Here is a 17,183-nt window from a genome sequence, read left to right on the forward strand (position 1 = left end):
TTCGGCCTCGAGGTCGCCCGTGAGCTGATGGAAGATCCCGAACGCAGAGGTCACCTCGGTCGATTGCAGTCCGTTCGGATCGAAGAAAGTGAGCGTCATTCGGCGCAGGTGAATCTCGTTGTCCTCGCGCCATTCCGCCGTGTCGGCTTCGACCACGGCGCGCCGGACGCCATCGCGCGTGACGAACGTCCGCATCCCCCGCACGGCGGTGTCCACTCCCTCCGGCAGCGGTTCGCTCGCGGTCGGAGGCGCATCGCCGGACCCGCACGCAAGGAGAAACGGCAACAGCGAAACCCGGGCGAACAGGCCGAGCCGCACCGGTCCCCCCGGCGCATCGACCCCGCTCGCCCGCGCCGGCGCGCAGTCCGCACCGGCCTCCCGTTCAACCCGCAAACCGTCCTCCTTCTCGAAACTCCGTCACCAGCCCGTCCCATTCCCCTCGGGCGACGAGCAGGGCCTCCGCGAATTCGCGCACGGCCCCTGCCCCGCCGGGCACCGTCCCCACCCACACCGCGCCGGCCCGGACCTCGGGCACGGCGCCGACGACGGCGGCCGGCAACCCCACCCGCTCCATGACGGCGAGGTCCGTCAGATCGTCGCCAAGGTGCGCAGCCTGGTCCCAGGTGCAACCGCGTCGCGCGAGCATACCCCGAAGCGCCGAAAGCTTTCCCCTTCCGGAACCGAGCGAAACCTCCGCGATATCCAGCTCCCTCGCCCGCAGGCGGACGGCAGCGGATCGCTTGCCGCTGAGAAACGCAACCACGAGTCCCGCCCGCTGCATCATCCGGATCGCCAGGCCATCGAGTGCATGAAAACGACGCACGTCACGCGCGGCGCCGAGGGCGGAGTTCGAGTCCGCGCCGATCCAGATCGAACCGTCCGTGAGGACGCCGTCCACGTCGAGGGAGACGAAGCGGACGGACTCGGCGAGTCGACGATCCATCGGGGGTCTCGGGCTCATGGGTACCGGGCTCTCAGACCGCCACGACCTCGCGCACGCGCAGCGCCCGGTCCACCACACGCTCGAGTTCGGCGAGCGGCAGCATGTTCGACCCGTCGGAAGGCGCCGCGCCCGGGTCCGGGTGCACTTCGATGAAGAGGCCATCGGCCCCGGCCGCGACCGCCGCCGCCGCGAGCCGCCCGATGTGTTTCGGCTCCCCGCCGCTTCGCGACCCTTCCCCGCCCGGCAACTGCACGGCATGGGATGCGTCGAAGACCGTCGGGCAACCCGTCGCTTCGCGCATGAGGCCGAAACTCCGCATGTCCACGACCCACCGCCCGTAGCCGAAGGCGAACCCGCGCTCCGTCACCGCCATCTCCCGCGCCCCCGCCTCACGGAGCTTCCCGATGACGCCGCCGACATCTTCCGGGGCCATCCACTGCCCCTTCTTCACGTTCACCGGCCGGCCCGTGGCGGCCGCCGCCCGCAGCAGATCCGTCTGCCGGCAGAGAAAAGCCGGAATCTGGAGGGCGTCCACGACCTCCGCCGCGAGCGCCGCCTGTTCGGGGAGGTGAATGTCGGTGAGCAGCGGGAGTCCGGAGCGGTCGCGCACGCGGGCGAGCGCGGCCAGGCCTTCGTCGAGACCCGGTCCCCGGGGAGACGACGCGGAACTCCGGTTCGCCTTGTCGAACGAGGCCTTGAAGGTCACAGGCAGGTCGAGCCGCTCCCCGAGCTCCGCCAGGTGATCCGCGACCTCGAAGTTCAAGGCGTCGCCCTCGAGCACGCACGGCCCCGCGATGAGAAAGAGCGATGTACGCCGGCGACCCGAAAAAAAAGAGGGACGCCCCGGCTTCATCTCCCGACCGTGACCCCGCTCGTCCCGGCCGCCGCCGAGTCCGCCCACCCCTCGGCCGTTCGGTTCCGCGCGGCGGAGTCCAGGGGTGCGTCCCGCCGCGCCAGCGCCGCCTCGACGAACGCCGCGAAGAGCGGGTGCGCCTTCGTCGGCCGCGACTTGAGTTCCGGGTGAAACTGCGTACCGAGGAAGTAGGGATGCTCGGGAAGCTCGAGCATCTCGACGAGTCCCCCGTCCGGCGACATGCCGCTGAAGACCAGCCCCTGCGCGCCCAGCGTCTCCCGGTAGGCCGGGTTGACCTCGTACCGGTGGCGGTGCCGCTCGGAGATCTCGTCGGCGCCGTAGACGCCGTGCGCCCGGGATCCCGGCTGAAGCAGACACGGGTAGGCGCCGAGCCGCATGGTCCCGCCCATGTCCGTTACCTTGTGCTGCGAGTCAAGGAGCGAGATCACGGGATGGTCCGTCTTCGCGTCGAACTCGGTCGAGTGCGCGGTCGGGAGATTGCACACGTTGCGCGCAAACTCGATGATGGCGCACTGCAGACCCAGACAGATCCCGAAATAGGGGACCTCGCGCTCCCGGACGAACCGGATCGTGTCGAGCATCCCGTCGATGCCGCGCTCCCCGAAGCCGCCCGGGATGAGAACGCCGTGGAAGGGCTCGAGGAAGTCGGTCCCCCGCGCCTCCACATCCTCCGCGGACCGCCACTCGACATCCACCTCGACATCGCTGACGGCGCCGCCGTGGATGAACGCCTCCGCGATCGACTTGTAGGAGTCCACGAGTTCCGTGTACTTCCCCACCACGCAGATCCGGACCCTGCCGTTCGCCGGGTTCTTGATCCGGTCCACCATCGCCATCCAGCCGTCAAGATTCGGCGCAGGCGTGTCGAACCCGAACTGCTCGCAGACGCGGTCGTCCACCTCCTGCGCGCGATAGGTGAGCGGGAGCTCGTAGATCGTCGATACGTCGCGGGACTCGATGACCCGGTTCACCTCGACGTTGCAGAAGCGGGCGATCTTCTTCTTGATCCCGTCGTCGAGGTCGTGTTCCGTACGGCACACGAGCAGGTCGGGCTGGATTCCGATGCTCAGGAGTTCCCGCACCGAGTGCTGCGTCGGCTTCGTCTTCAGTTCGCCGGACGCATTGATCCAGGGGACGAGCGTGAGGTGGATGAAGAGGGAGTGCTCGCGCCCGACATCCTGCCGGAACTGCCGGATCGCCTCCAGGAAGGGGAGCGACTCGATGTCGCCGACGGTTCCGCCGATCTCCGTGATCACGACGTCGTGGCCCTTGTCCAGGCGCCGCACCGCCATCTTGATCTCGTCGGTCACGTGCGGGATGACCTGGACCGTCGCGCCTAGGAAATCGCCGCGCCGCTCCTTCGTGATGATGTCCTGATAGACGCGGCCCGTCGTGACGTTGTTCGCCTGCGAGAGCGACTCGTCGATGAACCGTTCGTAGTGGCCGAGGTCGAGGTCGGTCTCCGCACCGTCGTCCGTCACGTAGACCTCGCCGTGCTGGAAGGGCGACATCGTCCCGGGATCGACGTTGAGGTACGGATCGAACTTCTGGATCGTCACGCGCAGGCCCCGCTCGACGAGCAGGCGCCCGATCGAGGCCGCGGTGATCCCCTTCCCGAGCGCGGAGACGACGCCTCCCGTAATGAAGATGTACTTCGTCGTTGACGTTTCGCCCGTCATCCCCGCACCTCCTTGCTGGACAATACTCTCTCCGCCCGCATGATGTCGGCAGGAAGATCGACCCCCGGCTCGGTCCACGGACCGAGTTCGACGTGAATCCGCATGCCCGCTTCGAGCGCCCTCAGTTGCTCCAGCCGCTCGGCCCGTTCGAGCGTGGATTCGGGCAGGGCCGCCCACCGCTTGAGAGCGGAGCGCCGGCACGCGTACACGCCGACGTGGCGGAGCCGCGCACGGGTGCCGAACTCCGGCTCGTCCCGGGAGAACGGGATGGGGCTGCGGCTGAAGTAGAGCGCCCTTCCGTCGGCGGCCCGGGCGACCTTCACCACGGCCGGGGATCGCCACTCCTCATCCGCCCGGATCGGGGCCGCGATCGTCGCGACCTCCTCCGCCCTCCGCACGGCGCCCTCGATCGCCCCGCCGTCCACGAACGGCTCGTCCGCCTGGAAGTTCACGACGACGTCGTCCTCGGCCGCGCCGAGAAGGTCCGCCGCCTCATCCACGCGATCCGTGCCGGAGGCGTGGTCCGACCGCGTGCGGACGACCTCTGCATCGAACCCCCGCGCACAGCCCTCGATCTCGTCGCTGTCGGTCGCGATCACGACCCTGTCGAAGGAGCGGATCGCCGAAGCGGCGCGCCAGCACCACTCAAGGAGCGTGCGGCCGGCCAGCGGCTGGAGGGGCTTCCTGGAGATACGGGTGCTGGAGATACGTGCGGGAAGGACGCAGATCACGCCCATCGCTGGGGAGGCCGGGAGACGGTCCGGAGCGGCATCGCGAAAAGCTAGACTTGCGCTCCGGGGTTGTCAAAAGAATCAGCGCGGCGGCGGCATCCGGCCGGGTCGCGCGGAGCGGCGGGTTCGGACCTCCACGAAGCCGATAAGACCGGGATCTCCGGGCTCCGCCGTGGAGCCGGCGGCGGCCCCGAATTCGAGCCGGAAATCCCACATCCGCAGGGCGAGTCCCCCCTGGATCGAGCCGTACAGATCGAAGTCGCCGTGTTCCGAACCGACGCCCCCGACGCTGCCGCGTGCGAAGGCGTCCAACCCCCCGAGTGCCGCATCGCCGAGAAGCGGGATCGCATAGGTCGTTTCGGCGTAGAGCAGGCGCGGGCCGCGCAGACCCCGCAGCGGCATCGTGGGCAGGGTCCCGATGCCCCCGATCGTCGAGTAGCGCTGCTCGGGCAGGAGGCCGGTGACGTCGAGGCGTCCGATCGCGAACGCTTCCACGGCATGCCCCGACGGCGTCACGCGGCGGAGAGAGAAGCGCCCCTCCAGCAGCAGGAAGTCGTACAGGCGGGGGGGAATGTTCGGAGTCCCCGGGATCGCGGGCCCAACCTCAATCCGCCGAATATCATCCTCGAATCCGGCCTCGGCGGCGAGCCCGAACGCCATGTGCCCGCCGCGGCCGGCGACGGCCCAATCAAAACCCAGACGCCCGAACCAGATACTCCCGCTGTTGATGAACAGAGCCGGCTCGAACCACTCGACGGCGTTGGTGTACTCCCCGCCGATGAGGACGGTCACGTTGCGGCGGCGGACCGATTCCGCTTCCTCCCTTCCTCCGGCGACGACGACGCGCCAGCGGGGCGCATCCTCCCACACGGGCGGCTCGGGCGACACCCACTCCAGTTCCAGTCCGAACTCCTTCGCGTCGTAGTGGTTGCGCACATCGTCGGCCGCGACGAAGTGCGCCAGGCTGTTGTACCACACCGGCCGGATCCAGTTGTCGTTGCTCACGGTCGCGCTGGTCGCGTACAGGCCCAGTCGGACGCGCTCGCCGAGGAGCCACGAGTTGTGGAGGCGGTAGTCCACATCCCCGCGGGCGGGGATCCACGTGATGCCGCCCGCGAGTTCGGGCCGGCCGGGAACGGCGGAGAGGCGGGCCAACGCGCCGACCGGGAAGGCGAGGCCGTTCACGCGGTCGTAGGTGGGGAGATGGAAGCCGTACGTGCCGTCGAATTCGAAGGCGGGGTCCGGGTCGATCTCCGGGATGATCTCGAAACCGCCCCGCGTGGGCCGGACGCGCAGCGGTTCGTTCGGACGATACGTGACGGCTCCCTCGACTTCCGCCACGTCCGAGTCGTAGAACCCTCCCCCGAGCACGACCACGTCCCCCGTGATGGAGGCGCCGGAGCGAAGGAAGAGGTCGCCGTCGACGACATAGAGATCGCCCTCGATCCGTCCCGCGATGCGCGCCGTACCTTCGAGCAGAAGGACGGCTTCCGGCACCGTGTCTCCCCGCGCCAGGACCGTGTCCGTCGTCCACACCGTGAAGCCGCCGGCTTCGAGGAAGGCCTCGAGCGCCGCCTGCGCTTCCGACCGCGGCTCCTCCGCCAGCCACACCTCCTGCCCGTCCGCCGCGGCCGGCACTCCGGCGGCCGAAGCCGCGGCGAGCGCGGCCGCGAGGCCGAGGCGCTTCACTTCGCGGCCCTCACCGGCGTCCGCCAGCGGTCCCACGCGATCACCTCCTCGCGAGGCAGCCGCTCCGGCAGCTCCGCCAGCCCATCGTGATATCCGAGGCAGAAGAGGGCCACGATCGGAACGTGCTCCGGCACGCTCAGGATCTCGCGGACGTCACCCTCCCGAAAGCCGTACACCCAGCTCGACTGCACCCCTAGATCCGCCGCCGCCAGCATCATCGTCTGGGTCGCGGCGGCGAGATCCATGGCGAAGCTCGGGCGGCCCGTGCCGCTCACGTGCGAGTGGATCCGCGCGCAGCAGGCGACAACGACGGGCGCCGTCCTCACGTGCGGATGGTTGAAGGCGGCCGCGGCGATCCTGTGGCGCGCGAGCGCCTCCTGCACGACGACGAGGCGCCATGGCTGCGCCTCCCGAGCGGACGAGGCGTAGCGTGCCGCCTCCAGCACCGCCTCCACGACCTCGGGTTCGACGAGCCGGTCGCGGAAGCGCTTGACCGGACGCCGGTTGCGCGACAGGTGGAGGAGGCGGGTCAACCTCATGAGCGTCGCCTACCCGCGCGGATGGTGGCTGCGGTGCATCTGGCGCAGGTGCGACCGGTCCACGTGCGTGTAGATCTCGGTCGTCGAGATGTCTGCATGTCCGAGCATCTCCTGGACCGACGCGAGGTCGGCCCCCCCCTCCAGCAGGTGAGTCGCAAAGCTGTGGCGCAGCGTGTGGGGCGTCACGCGCTTCAGGATGCCGGCACGTTCGACGTGGCGGCGCAGAATCTTCCAGACGCCCATCCGGCTCAACGGAAACCCCCGGGCATTGAGGAAGATGTGTCCGGCGGATCGCCCCCGGTCGAGCGCCGGTCTGGTGGTTCGAAGGTATCGGCGCACCGCCGAGCGCGCAGCCGCGCCGACGGGAACGAACCTCTCCTTTCCCCCCTTCCCTCGCACGCGCACGAGGGCTTCCTCCAGATCGAGTTCCCTTCCCTGCAGGGCGACGAGTTCCGACACCCGGAGCCCACAGCCGTAGAGCATCTCGAGCATCGCCTCGTCCCGCGGCGCCGTGCGGCTCTCCGGGTCCGTCGCTCCGATCAGCGCCTCGATCTCGTGGACGGAAAGCACGTCGGGCAGAGAGCGCCCCGCCTTGGGCGCTTCGAGGCGTTCGCTCGGATCGGACTCGATCGCGTTCTCGACGATGAGGAAGCGGAAGTAGCCGCGCAGCGCATACACAGTGCGCGCGACGCTCGAGGCCGCTCGTCCCTCCCCGGCCAGGCGAGCGACGTGGTCGCGGAGAAGTCCGTACGTGACTCCGGCCGGCTCCGCGACGCCCTCCGAAACCGCGAACGCCGCGAAGCGCCGGGCCTCGCGCAGATACGCGTCGATGGTGCGCGGGGAGAGCCCCCGCTCGAAGCCGAGGTGGTCGCGGAAGGACTCGAGGTGGAAGGCGCGCTCGATCCCCGGGCTTTCTCCGGTCACGGCGGCACCCGCGGCCCGTCGGCGTCGCCGCCGGAGTCGTCGTCGGGCTCCGTGGACGCCGGTGGAGCCTCCTCCCGCCGGCTTCGGACCCACCAGCCGACGATGCCGCCGATGAGGACGACGGCCACGACGAGGAGCCACGCGTTCACCTGGCCGAGAAGCGCCATGAGGCGGTCCACGTTTCGCGAGGCGAACATCCCGCCCGCGAGCATAAGCCCGTTCCAGAGGAGCGAGGCGGCGACGACCGGGGCCATCGCACGCACCGCCCCCAACCCCGTGAAGCCCGCGAAGGTGGGGACGACCACACGCAGCACCGGCAGGCAGCGGGCGAAGAAGATGGCCCACAACCCGTGCCGCTCGTAGAAGAGGGTCAGGCGCCGGAACTGGTGCGGGCGGAGGAGGCGCCGCCCCCACCGGGTCTCGAACGCCCCTCGGCCGTGCCGGCGCGCGAACCCGAAGACGACCATGGCGCCGCCGGAGTTCGCGATCCACGCGCAGAGGAGGACGGGGAGAGGCTGCAGGGAGCCCCGGTCCGCAAGCACGGCGCCGAGTACGACGAAGGTGTCGGACGGGACGGGCGGAAAGATGTTCTCGAGAGCGGACCCGACGGTGATGAGCGCGTAGGCCGTGACCGCCGGGAGGGCGATAAGGAAGTCGAGGAGGGGTTGAACGCCGGGGACCTCAGTCACCGTCCCCCTCGGCCCCGGACACCGTGGCGACCGCGATGGCGGCGAGGCCCTCGCCCCGTCCGATCCATCCCATCCCCTCGTTCGACTTTCCCTTCACCGACACGCCGCCCGGCCCCGTGCCGAGCGCCCGGCCGAGCCGCTCCCGCATCGCCTCGGCGTGTGGCCCGATGCGCGGCCGCTCGGCGATGACGGTCGCGTCGACGTTCACGACCCGGAGTCCCCCCTCGCGCAGTCGGCACACCGCCTGGGCGAGAAGTTCGACGGAGTCGGCGCCTTCGTACGCGGGGTCCGTGTCCGGGAAGAGCGCGCCGATGTCCCCGAGGCCCGCCGCGCCCAGGAGCGCATCCGTAATCGCGTGCGCAACCGCGTCCCCATCGGAGTGTCCCTTGAGTCCGGGCGCGTTCGGGATCGACACGCCCCCCAGCACGAGGGGCCGCGTCTCATCGAAACGGTGGGAATCGTACCCGACGCCGGTTCGCACCGGACGAACCTCCGAGCGGCCGGTCTGCGCTAGCCCCTCGCGCCCAGGATGCGGAGAGCGAGATGGGCCGCGTTCTTCGCGTTGTCGATGCCGACGGCGGCGACGGGGACGCCCGGCGGCATCTGCGCACACGAGAGGAGCGCGTCGAGCCCGCCGAGCGTGCCCGCCGAAACGGGAACGCCGATCACCGGCAGCGACGTGTGCGCCGCCACGACGCCGGGGAGCGCCGCCGACAGTCCCGCCCCGCAGATCACGACGGAATGGCCGGCCGCCGCCGCGCCCTCCGCCAAGTCCGCGGTCCGCTTCGGCTGCCGGTGGGCCGAACTCACCTCGACCTGCACCTCCACGCCGTTCTCCCGAAGGATCGCCACGCCCTTCTCCATCGTGGGCATGTCCGATTCCGACCCCATCATCACGAGTACCGAACTCATTCCTCTAGTCTCCGTTCCAGCGCCGAACGGCCAGACAGACGTTGTGGCCGCCGAACCCGAAAGAATTCGAGAGCGCGACCTCGACCTCCCGCTCGATCACCCCTCCGTGGGCGTATTCGAGATCGCACTCGGGATCCGCTTCCTCGAAGTTGATCGTGGGCGGGATGATCCCGTGCCTGCAGACGAGGGCTGAGATCGCCCCCTCGATGGCCCCCGCCGCTCCCAGCGTGTGTCCCGTCATCGACTTCGTCGAACCCACGACGATCGAGTAGGCGTGATCGCCCAGAACATCCTTGATCGCCTTCGTCTCCGAGACGTCGTTCGCGGGCGTCGAGGTCCCGTGCGCGTTGATGTACCCGATGTCCGTCGGGTCGACGCCCGCGTCGTCGAGCGCCTGTTCCATGGCGAGCCGCGCCCCCGATCCATCCGGCACCGGCGCCGTCATGTGGTAGGCGTCCGCGCTCTGCCCGAAGCCCGCGAGTTCCCCGAGGATCAGGGCGCCGCGTGCCTTCGCGTGTTCCATCTCCTCGAGGATGAACATCCCCCCGCCTTCCCCGAGCACGAACCCGTCCCGGTGAGCGTCGAAGGGTCGCGAGGCCCGCTTCGGATCGTCATTGCGCGTCGACATCGCCCGCATGTTCGCGAAGCCGGCGACCGCGAGCGGCGTGATCGTGGACTCGCTGCCCCCCGTGATCATCACATCGGCCTCGCCGTTGCGGATCGAGCGGAAGGCCAGCCCGACGGAGTGGCCGCTGGAGGCGCAGGCCGACACGGTCGCGTAGTTGGGGCCCTGCGCCCCGTATCGCATGGAAACCATGCCCGAAGCCATGTCCGGGATGAACATGGGGATGAAGAAGGGGGAGACGCGCCGCGGCCCGCCGGCGAGCAGCTTCTCGTGCTGAGCCTCGAGGAGCGGAAGCCCGCCGATCCCGACGCCGATGAGCACGCCGACCCGATCCGGAGGAAGCTCTCCGAACCCCTCCGCGAAGCCCGCCTCGGTCACGGCCTGGTCCGCCGCGGCCATCGCGAAGTGGAGGAAACGGTCCGCCCGCCGGGCATCCTTGCGGTCCATGTGCCGGGCCGGGTCGAAGTCCTTCACCTCGCAGGCGAAGCGCACCGAATGGTCGGTGGTATCGAACTGCGTGATGGGCCCGGCGCCGCTCTCGCCGCGGATGAGCGCGTCCCAGGTCGAGTCGGGGTCGAGCCCGATCGGGGTGACGAGGCCAACCCCCGTGATCGCTACACGTCTTCTCATGAAATGAAAGGCCTGCGGCTGCCGGCGGCCGGCGCGAAAGCCGCGATCCCTAGACCTTCTCGTTCAGGTAGGCGATGGCCTCCTCGACCGTCTGCATCCTCTCCGCGTCCTCATCCGGGATCTCGATCCCGAACTCCTCCTCGAAAGCCATCACGAGTTCGACGGTATCGAGCGAGTCGGCGCCCAGATCATCGACGAAGTTCGCGTCGTCCACCACCTTCTCCTGCTCCACGCCGAGTTCCTGCGCGATGATCTCCCGCACGCGTGCCGCGTTGTCCATGATTGCGTGTTCTCCTTGTATGAAGGGGACCGACCCGCGGCCCCGCCGTTTCCCGACCCTGTTCCAGCGATCGTACCGGCGACCGAATATGCCGCGTCGGCGCTACGACTGCATGACCATCCCGCCGTCGACGACGATCACCTGCCCGGTAACGTACGAAGCCCCGGGACCGACGAGAAATCGCACCACCGTGGCGACATCTTCCGGGGACCCCGGCCGGCCGAGGGGAATCCTCTCCGACATGGCTTTTTGAACGCTCTCGGGCAGTCCGGAGGTCATGTCCGTGGCGATGAACCCCGGCGCGACGGCGTTGGCCCGCACACCGCGACTCGCAAGCTCCTGAGCGACGCTTCGGGTGAGCGAGATCAGGGCGGCTTTGGCCGCCGCATAGTTGGACTGGCCGCGGTTTCCCGTCAAGCCCACGACGCTGGAGATGTTCACGATGTTCCCGGTGCGCCGCTTCATCATGCCGCGGGCGACGGCCCGCATGAGATAGAACGCCCCCGACAGATTCGTATCGAGCACGGCGCGCCAGTCCTCGTCCTTGAGGCGGAGGACGATGTTGTCGCGCGTGATGCCCGCGTTGTTCACGAGGATCGTCGCGTCGCCGAGGCTCCCGGAGACGTCCGAGACGAGTCCCCGGCACGCCTCCGGATCGGAGACGTCGCAGCCGAAGCCCGCATGGCCCTCTCCCGGCAGGCGCTCGGCCACGGCCCGGGCCCGGTCCGCTCCGGTGCCGACCACGGCAACGCGCGCCCCTCCCCGGGCCAGTTCCGTCGCGATCGCGGTCCCGATGCCGCGCGTCGCTCCCGTGACGATGGCGATCTCCCCCGTCAATTCGCTCATTCAGGCACCCTTCAGTCCGAAGATCCGAGATAGCCGTCCACGGACCGAGAATCCCCGACCGCGGTCACGCGCAGACTTCGATCGATGCGGCGGGCGAGGCCCGAGAGCACGTTGCCGGGTCCGACCTCGAGCCAGCGCTTGGTCCCCGCCTCGCGGATACGGTCGATCCCCTCCATCCACCGGACGGGCGACGTGAGCTGCAGGATGAGGGTTCGCCGCGCCTCCTCCGAGCCCGTCACGGGCGTCGCCGTGGCGTTGGAGACGATGGGAAAGGACGGCTCCCGCCAGGCCGCCCCCTCGAGCGCAGCCGCCAGTCCGTCCGTCGCCGTCGCCATGAGCGGCGAATGGAACGCACCGCTCACGTTGAGCGGGAGGACGCGGCGCGCGCCGGCTTCCGAGGCGAGCCGGCCGGCCGCAGCCACGGCCTCGACGTCGCCGCTGATGACGACCTGGCCGGGCGCGTTGAGATTCGCGGGCACGGCCGCCCCTCCAGCCTCCGTCGCGCGCGCGCACGCGTCGGCAACGGATTCGGCATCCAACCCGAGTATGGCGGCCATCGTGCCCGGCCGGTCCGCGCCCGACGCCCCCATGAGCCGTCCGCGCTCCCGCACGATCCGGAGACCGTCCTCGAAGCCGAAGGCACCGGACACGAGGTAGGCCGACAGCTCCCCGAGCGAGTGTCCCGCGCCGATGCCGGGCTTCCCGGCGCGCGCGGCGATGAGATGCCAGATGGCGAAGGAGTGCAGCATGATCGCGGGCTGCGCGTTCTCCGTCGCCCGGAGTTCCTCCTCGGGCCCCTCCCAGCAGATCCGGCTCAGCGGCATGCCGAGGGTGTCGTCGGCCCGCTCGTAGAGTTCCCGCACCGACCCATCGTCCTCCGCCAGGTCCCGGCCCATGCCCACGTACTGGGCCCCCTGTCCCGGGAAGAGGAGCGCGACCCCGCTCACAAGCCGCTCTCCTGCGGCATCCGGGCGAGGGACGTGCGAGTGACGGAAGTGAAGCGCGAGGCGGCACAGTCGGCCGCCGTGCGGATCCCGTTCATGATCGCGCGCGGGGGGGAGGTCCCGTGACAGATGACGGTGACCCCGGCCACGCCGAACAGGGGCGCGCCGCCGTACTCCGCATAGTCGAGGAAGCGCAGCGCCTCGCCGAGCCTGCCACCTTCGCCGACGCCGGCGTTCCGGAAGATCTCGAGCACGAACTCGGCGATCGACTCATAGAATTTAAGCAGCACGTTGCCGACGAAGCCGCCGCACACGAGCACGTCGCAGGCCCCGGTCACGATGCGGTGTCCCTCCACGTTTCCGATGAAATCGAGTTCGTGGTCGGCGGAGAGGAGGCCGTGGGCCGTCGCCATGACGCCTCCTCCCTTCTCGCCCTCCGCCCCGATGTTGAGCAGTCCGATCCGCGGCCGCTCGATCGAGAGCGTCCGGCGCAGGTAGGTCGATCCCAGGTGCGCGAACTGGTGCAGCTGCCGCGGGGTGACGTCCACGTTCGCGCCTACGTCCATGACGAGGACGCGCCCGGTCGCGGTCGGGAAGAGGGCGCCCACCGGCGGCCGGTCCACGCCGGGGAGCAGGCCGAGCGTGAGCACGGACGCCACGACCGTGGCCCCCGTCGGTCCCGCCGACACGAAGCCATCAGCCTTCCCGTCGCGCACGGCCTCCAGCCCGCGGACGATGGTGCTGTCCGCCTTCCGCCGCACGGCGAGCGCGGGCGGCTCCGCCGGATCGATGGACTCCTCCGCGGCGAGCCACGCCACGCGGTCGCGCGGGAACCGGGTTCGTGCTCCACGGAGGAGGCTTTGCGGGCCTACGAGCAGGAGGGATAGATCGTCCGGCCATGCGTCGAGCGCGCCCTCGGCGGCCTCGAGAGTGGCCTCCGGCGCGGCATCGCCGCCCATGAGGTCGAGTGCGACCCGCATCACGGTCGGCTGCCCAGATGATCTACCCGGCCCGGCCGCCGGATGGGCGGCCGCGCTCGGGAGGTTCAAAAGTCGTCGATCTGAACGACCTCGCGATCCCCGTAGTATCCGCAGGTCGGGCAGACGCGGTGCGGTCGTTTCGGATCCCCGCATTTGGGGCATGCCTGGCGCGCGTTGTCCGGCGCCTTGTAGTGCGTACGCCGCTTGCGCTTGCGCTGCTTCGACGTCCGTCTCTTGGGAACAGCCATATCGTCAACTCACTCCTGGCAGCCATTGGCTCGTGTGCCGCGTGCGACGTTCGATTCGAGCGGAACACGGCAACTGGCACTTTTCGCCCTCGAATGTCAAGGAATGTCGCCCTCCGAACCGCCCTCCGAACCGCCTCCCGATCCCTCCAGCGCGGCCCAGCGCCCGTCGGGTTCCGGCGGGGGGCAGCGACAGGCCTCTTCCGCGAGCCGCACGCCGCACGTCGGGCAGAGCCCCGGGCAGTCATGCGAGCACTCCACCCAGGCGGGTGCGTTGACCCACAACTCCTCGCGGATCGGCCCCGCCAGGTCGAGTTCGCCCGACTCCGCGTCCAGCGCCCAGACCCCCTCTTCCCCGGGCGTGACCCGACCGGGCGGACGGTACAGCGCGGCCCACCTCGCGCGCACGCCGATCCGCGTGGGCTCGAGGCAGTGCCGGCACGCTACGACGGCGCGAGCGCCGAGCGTTCCCCGGGCGCGAATCGCGGCCCCGTCCGCACGCCGGACTTCGACCTCGACATCGACGTATTCGAAGGGCAGCGGCAACGCGCCGAGCGATTCACCCGGCGCCTCGACCCGAAACGCCCGCTCGATGGGGCCGGCGTCGAGGCCCGCAAGTCCGATCCGGGCGGTTTCCGGCCGGTTCGGCAGGTCCGGCGGGTCGGGTGATCGCGGGGCGCGCCGCGGACTCACGCGCTTCCGATGAGGTCGACCTGTCCGAAGAAGAAACCGAGTTCGACCCTCGCGTTCTCGTCGGAGTCGGAGCCGTGGATCGCGTTGCGCTCCTTGCTCTCCGCGTACAGCGCGCGGACGGTGCCCGGCGCGGCCTCGGCCGGATCCGTGGCGCCGATGATCTCGCGCAGGTAGGGCACGGCCCGCTCGTGTTCGAGCGCGAGCGCCATGCAGGGCCCCGACGTCATGAACTCCACGAGCGCCCCGAAGAACGGCCGCTCCCGGTGCACGGCGTAGAATGCCTCGGCTCCGGCGCGCCCGAGCCGCAGGACCCGTGACCCCCGTATGCGAAAGCCCGCGTCCTCGAGCGCGGCGAGAACCCTGCCGACCTTCCCGGACCCGAACGCATCGGGCTTGATGATCGCGAGCGTCATCGTCTGCACGTCTTCACTCCCCTTTCGTTTCTTCCGTTTCGCCCGCCGTGTCCCGAAGCAGGAGCCTTCGTATGATGTCGCCGCGCGTCAGAAACCCGACGAGCTGGCCCTCTCGGACGACCGGCAGGCGTTCGATTTCCCGGTCCAGCATCAGACGAACCACGTTGGCCAGCGGTTCGTCCTCCTTCACGCACATCACGGTGCGTTCCATGATGTCGCGCACCTCCCCGGCGGCGTCGCCTCCGGCCGCCGGCCCGCCGGCGTCCGCCCGCTCGAGCGCGGGAAGGAGCCGGCTGATCAGCAGGCGGTCCGTGAGCATCCCGAGCACATGGCCCTCGTGATCGATGACGGGCATCGCGCGCAGCCGCCTCCGCGCAAGCATTTCCGCCGCATCCTCCAGCGTCATCCCGGGAGCGGCCGTGGTCACGTCGCGGGTCATGATCTCACGAACCTTCATTGCCGCCTCCTGCCGGTTCTGCGTCGCAGCGTTCCCTGCCCCGGGTCCCCCGCCAAGGGTTCCCGCCCCGGCCGCCCTAGCCTTCTCGTATCAGCCCGACCAGGTCGGCGGGTCTCCGCGCGACCCCGATCCCGTGGCTCTCGAAGGCGCGGATCTTCTCCTCCGCAGTCCCCTCGGAGCCCGAGATGATCGCGCCCGCGTGCCCCATGCGCCGTCCGGGCGGCGCGGTCTGGCCCGCGATGAACCCGACGACGGGCTTGCTCATCTCCCGCGACACGTATTCCGCCGCCACCTGCTCGTCCGTCCCGCCGATCTCCCCGATGACCGCGACCGCCTCCGTCTCCGGATCCGCCTCGAACGCGGCGAGACAATCGACGAAGTCCGTGCCGATGAGCGGATCTCCGCCGATCCCGACGCAGGCGGACTGCCCGATACCGGCGCGCGTGAACTGGAAGATGACCTCGTAGGTGAGCGTGCCGGAACGGCTCACGATGCCGACCGGCCCCTCGCGCACGATCTGGCCGGGAAGGATCCCCACCTTGCAGCGGCCGGGGACGATGAGTCCCGGACAGTTCGGGCCGATGAGACGCGCGCCCTTCTCCCGCACGTACGGGAGCACGCGCAGCATGTCCCCCACGGGTACGCCCTCCGTGATGCACACGATGAGCGCGATCCCCGCGTCCGCCGCCTCGAACACCGCATCCGCCGCGAAGCGCGCGGGCACGTAGATGACGCTCGTGTTCGCCCCCCGCTCGGCCACCGCCTCCTCCACGGTGTCGAGCACGGGCACGCCGCCGTCGAACGTTCGGCCGCCCTTTCCCGGGGTCACGCCGGCCACGACGCGCGTGCCGTACTCCATCATCTGCCGGGTGTGGAACGAGCCGTCGCGCCCCGTGATCCCCTGGACCACGAGTCTCGTATCGTCTCCGATGAAGATCCCCATCAGCCGCCGCCCGCCCGTCCGACGGCGGTCTCGACCGCACGGTCCATGTCCACCATCGCCTCGAAGCCCCGCGAGGCGAGGATCGCGACGCCCTCCTCCTCGTTCGTTCCCGTGAGGCGGATCGTGATCGGGACCCCCAGTTCCATGCGGCTCGTCGCCTCCACGATCCCGTTCGCGACATCGTCGCAGCGCGTGATGCCGCCGAAGATGTTGAACAGGATCGAGTTCACCTTCGGGTCCTCGGTGATGAGTTCGAGCGCGGCCACGACCTTGTCCGGATTCGACGAACCGCCGATGTCGAGGAAGTTCGCGGGCTCGCCGCCGTAGTACTTGACGAGGTCCATCGTGGCCATCGCGAGGCCGGCCCCGTTCACGCAGCAGCCGACGTTGCCGCCGAGCTGGATGTACGAGAGTTCAGCCTCGCGCGCCCGAACCTCGGCCGCGTTCTCCGCCTCCGTATCGCGGAGCGCCGCGACCTCCGGGAGCCGGAAGAGGGCGTTGTCATCGATATTCATCTTCGCATCGATCGCCTTAACTTCGCCGGCGGGGTTCACGATCATCGGGTTGATTTCTGCCAGCGTGGCGCCGCTCGCCCGGTAGGCCTCGTAAAGCTTCGCGATGATGGACGAGGCCTGCCGCGCCGCGCGGGGGTCGTCGTAGAGGTGGTGTCCGAGGAGCGCCGCCTGGTGCGCGAGGAGCCCGTAACGCGGATCCACCGCGACCTTTCGGATGGCCTCGGGCATCGTCGCGGCGACCTCCTCGATGTCGACGCCGCCCTCCGAGGAGACCATGATCGTGTCCGCCCGGCGCGCCCGGTCGAGCACGATGCCGACGTAGGCCTCGGACGCGATGTCCTCGGCCGGCGCCACGAGGACCCGCCGCACTTCGATCCCCTTGATCTCCATCCCGAGGATGGCTTCGGCCCTCTCGCGCGCCTCGGCCGGCGTGTCGGCGAGCTTGACGCCCCCCGCCTTGCCGCGCCCTCCCGCGTGGACCTGGGCCTTGACCACGACCGGCCCGCCGAAGCGTTCGGCCGCCGCCCGGGCTTCCTCCGCCGTCGCGGCGACCTCCGCCTCCGGCACGGGGATGCCGTGCCGGACGAAGATCTCCCGCGCCTGGTATTCATGAATGTTCATCGCCTCGAATC

At 69.9% G+C, this 17,183-nt stretch carries 22 protein-coding genes; all 22 read right to left on the reverse strand.

Annotation, left to right across the window (positions count from 1 at the left end):
- Positions 1-393 (reverse strand): hypothetical protein (locus RN729_RS12845; RefSeq protein ID WP_310785381.1); only part of this gene is annotated, 393 nt, incomplete at its 3' end.
- A complete protein-coding gene (locus RN729_RS12850) occupies positions 383-943 on the reverse strand; it encodes a hypothetical protein (RefSeq protein WP_310785382.1) in 561 nt (186 codons plus the stop codon). The genes RN729_RS12850 and RN729_RS12845, both read right to left, overlap by 11 nt.
- 31 nt (positions 944-974) lie before the next feature.
- Positions 975-1,796 carry a 3-deoxy-8-phosphooctulonate synthase gene (gene kdsA / locus RN729_RS12855; protein WP_310785383.1) on the reverse strand — a complete coding sequence of 274 codons (822 nt, stop codon included), beginning with the start codon at positions 1,794-1,796 and terminating at the stop codon, positions 975-977.
- A complete protein-coding gene (locus tag RN729_RS12860) occupies positions 1,793-3,496 on the reverse strand; it encodes a CTP synthase (protein ID WP_310785385.1) in 1,704 nt (567 codons plus the stop codon). Before RN729_RS12860 ends, kdsA begins: the two co-directional genes overlap by 4 nt.
- Positions 3,493-4,227, reverse strand: coding sequence for a 3-deoxy-manno-octulosonate cytidylyltransferase (gene kdsB / locus RN729_RS12865; protein WP_310785387.1), 735 nt, complete (start codon positions 4,225-4,227; stop codon positions 3,493-3,495). Before kdsB ends, RN729_RS12860 begins: the two co-directional genes overlap by 4 nt.
- 81 nt (positions 4,228-4,308) lie before the next feature.
- Positions 4,309-5,952 (reverse strand): polymer-forming cytoskeletal protein, encoded by a 1,644-nt coding sequence (locus RN729_RS12870; protein WP_310785389.1) that lies wholly within the window; start codon positions 5,950-5,952, stop codon positions 4,309-4,311.
- Positions 5,913-6,455 carry a nitroreductase family protein gene (locus RN729_RS12875; protein ID WP_310785391.1) on the reverse strand — a complete coding sequence of 181 codons (543 nt, stop codon included), beginning with the start codon at positions 6,453-6,455 and terminating at the stop codon, positions 5,913-5,915. The genes RN729_RS12870 and RN729_RS12875 overlap by 40 nt, the downstream gene beginning before the upstream one ends.
- A gap of 9 nt (positions 6,456-6,464) precedes the next feature.
- Positions 6,465-7,379: a site-specific tyrosine recombinase XerD gene (gene xerD, locus RN729_RS12880; protein ID WP_310785393.1), complete on the reverse strand. Its 915-nt coding sequence runs from the start codon at positions 7,377-7,379 to the stop codon at positions 6,465-6,467.
- Positions 7,376-8,068: a DedA family protein gene (locus tag RN729_RS12885; protein WP_310785395.1), complete on the reverse strand. Its 693-nt coding sequence runs from the start codon at positions 8,066-8,068 to the stop codon at positions 7,376-7,378. The genes xerD and RN729_RS12885 overlap by 4 nt, the downstream gene beginning before the upstream one ends.
- On the reverse strand, positions 8,061-8,549 hold the full coding sequence (gene ispF / locus RN729_RS12890; RefSeq protein ID WP_310785396.1) for a 2-C-methyl-D-erythritol 2,4-cyclodiphosphate synthase: 489 nt from the start codon (positions 8,547-8,549) through the stop codon (positions 8,061-8,063). The genes RN729_RS12885 and ispF overlap by 8 nt, the downstream gene beginning before the upstream one ends.
- A 29-nt stretch (positions 8,550-8,578) precedes the next feature.
- Positions 8,579-8,980 (reverse strand): 5-(carboxyamino)imidazole ribonucleotide mutase, encoded by a 402-nt coding sequence (gene purE / locus RN729_RS12895; RefSeq protein WP_310785398.1) that lies wholly within the window; start codon positions 8,978-8,980, stop codon positions 8,579-8,581.
- A 4-nt stretch (positions 8,981-8,984) separates the two neighbouring features.
- The gene (gene fabF, locus RN729_RS12900) at positions 8,985-10,235 is read right to left on the reverse strand and encodes a beta-ketoacyl-ACP synthase II (protein WP_310785400.1); all 1,251 of its coding nucleotides are present in this window, start codon (positions 10,233-10,235) and stop codon (positions 8,985-8,987) included.
- A gap of 49 nt (positions 10,236-10,284) precedes the next feature.
- Positions 10,285-10,515, reverse strand: coding sequence for an acyl carrier protein (locus tag RN729_RS12905; protein WP_310759001.1), 231 nt, complete (start codon positions 10,513-10,515; stop codon positions 10,285-10,287).
- A 102-nt stretch (positions 10,516-10,617) separates the two neighbouring features.
- Entirely contained in the window at positions 10,618-11,361 is a 744-nt protein-coding gene (gene fabG / locus RN729_RS12910) for a 3-oxoacyl-[acyl-carrier-protein] reductase (RefSeq protein ID WP_310785402.1), read from the reverse strand.
- An 11-nt stretch (positions 11,362-11,372) separates the two neighbouring features.
- Positions 11,373-12,308: an ACP S-malonyltransferase gene (gene fabD / locus RN729_RS12915; protein WP_310785404.1), complete on the reverse strand. Its 936-nt coding sequence runs from the start codon at positions 12,306-12,308 to the stop codon at positions 11,373-11,375.
- Entirely contained in the window at positions 12,305-13,285 is a 981-nt protein-coding gene (plsX, locus tag RN729_RS12920) for a phosphate acyltransferase PlsX (protein WP_310785466.1), read from the reverse strand. Before plsX ends, fabD begins: the two co-directional genes overlap by 4 nt.
- A 65-nt stretch (positions 13,286-13,350) precedes the next feature.
- On the reverse strand, positions 13,351-13,533 hold the full coding sequence (rpmF, locus tag RN729_RS12925) for a 50S ribosomal protein L32 (protein WP_310785406.1): 183 nt from the start codon (positions 13,531-13,533) through the stop codon (positions 13,351-13,353).
- A 96-nt stretch (positions 13,534-13,629) separates the two neighbouring features.
- Positions 13,630-14,223 (reverse strand): DUF177 domain-containing protein, encoded by a 594-nt coding sequence (locus RN729_RS12930; protein WP_310785407.1) that lies wholly within the window; start codon positions 14,221-14,223, stop codon positions 13,630-13,632.
- On the reverse strand, positions 14,220-14,636 hold the full coding sequence (ndk, locus tag RN729_RS12935) for a nucleoside-diphosphate kinase (RefSeq protein WP_310785467.1): 417 nt from the start codon (positions 14,634-14,636) through the stop codon (positions 14,220-14,222). Before ndk ends, RN729_RS12930 begins: the two co-directional genes overlap by 4 nt.
- A 13-nt stretch (positions 14,637-14,649) precedes the next feature.
- The gene (locus tag RN729_RS12940; RefSeq protein WP_310785409.1) at positions 14,650-15,093 is read right to left on the reverse strand and encodes a CBS domain-containing protein; all 444 of its coding nucleotides are present in this window, start codon (positions 15,091-15,093) and stop codon (positions 14,650-14,652) included.
- A 76-nt stretch (positions 15,094-15,169) separates the two neighbouring features.
- The gene (sucD, locus tag RN729_RS12945; protein WP_310785410.1) at positions 15,170-16,036 is read right to left on the reverse strand and encodes a succinate--CoA ligase subunit alpha; all 867 of its coding nucleotides are present in this window, start codon (positions 16,034-16,036) and stop codon (positions 15,170-15,172) included.
- Positions 16,036-17,172 carry an ADP-forming succinate--CoA ligase subunit beta gene (sucC, locus tag RN729_RS12950; protein ID WP_310785411.1) on the reverse strand — a complete coding sequence of 379 codons (1,137 nt, stop codon included), beginning with the start codon at positions 17,170-17,172 and terminating at the stop codon, positions 16,036-16,038. Before sucC ends, sucD begins: the two co-directional genes overlap by 1 nt.
- Between the last annotated feature and the right edge of the window lie 11 nt (positions 17,173-17,183).

It is taken from the genome of Candidatus Palauibacter polyketidifaciens (assembly GCF_947581785.1).
GTDB classification, from domain to species: domain Bacteria; phylum Gemmatimonadota; class Gemmatimonadetes; order Palauibacterales; family Palauibacteraceae; genus Palauibacter; species Palauibacter polyketidifaciens.

Bases quoted from the DNA above. Each gene is read 5' to 3' on its own strand.
- RN729_RS12850 (WP_310785382.1), bottom strand. From the start codon at position 943: ATGGATCGTCGACTCGCCGAGTCCGTCCGCTTCGTCTCCCTCGACGTG.
- kdsA (WP_310785383.1), bottom strand. From the start codon at position 1,796: ATGAAGCCGGGGCGTCCCTCTTTTTTTTCGGGTCGCCGGCGTACATCG.
- RN729_RS12860 (WP_310785385.1), bottom strand. From the start codon at position 3,496: ATGACGGGCGAAACGTCAACGACGAAGTACATCTTCATTACGGGAGGC.
- RN729_RS12875 (WP_310785391.1), bottom strand. From the start codon at position 6,455: ATGAGGTTGACCCGCCTCCTCCACCTGTCGCGCAACCGGCGTCCGGTC.
- purE (WP_310785398.1), bottom strand. From the start codon at position 8,980: ATGAGTTCGGTACTCGTGATGATGGGGTCGGAATCGGACATGCCCACG.
- fabF (WP_310785400.1), bottom strand. From the start codon at position 10,235: ATGAGAAGACGTGTAGCGATCACGGGGGTTGGCCTCGTCACCCCGATC.
- RN729_RS12905 (WP_310759001.1), bottom strand. From the start codon at position 10,515: ATGGACAACGCGGCACGCGTGCGGGAGATCATCGCGCAGGAACTCGGC.
- fabG (WP_310785402.1), bottom strand. From the start codon at position 11,361: ATGAGCGAATTGACGGGGGAGATCGCCATCGTCACGGGAGCGACGCGC.
- plsX (WP_310785466.1), bottom strand. From the start codon at position 13,285: ATGCGGGTCGCACTCGACCTCATGGGCGGCGATGCCGCGCCGGAGGCC.
- rpmF (WP_310785406.1), bottom strand. From the start codon at position 13,533: ATGGCTGTTCCCAAGAGACGGACGTCGAAGCAGCGCAAGCGCAAGCGG.
- ndk (WP_310785467.1), bottom strand. From the start codon at position 14,636: ATGACGCTCGCGATCATCAAGCCCGATGCGTTCGGGTCCGGGAAGGTC.
- RN729_RS12940 (WP_310785409.1), bottom strand. From the start codon at position 15,093: ATGAAGGTTCGTGAGATCATGACCCGCGACGTGACCACGGCCGCTCCC.
- sucD (WP_310785410.1), bottom strand. From the start codon at position 16,036: ATGGGGATCTTCATCGGAGACGATACGAGACTCGTGGTCCAGGGGATC.
- sucC (WP_310785411.1), bottom strand. From the start codon at position 17,172: ATGAACATTCATGAATACCAGGCGCGGGAGATCTTCGTCCGGCACGGC.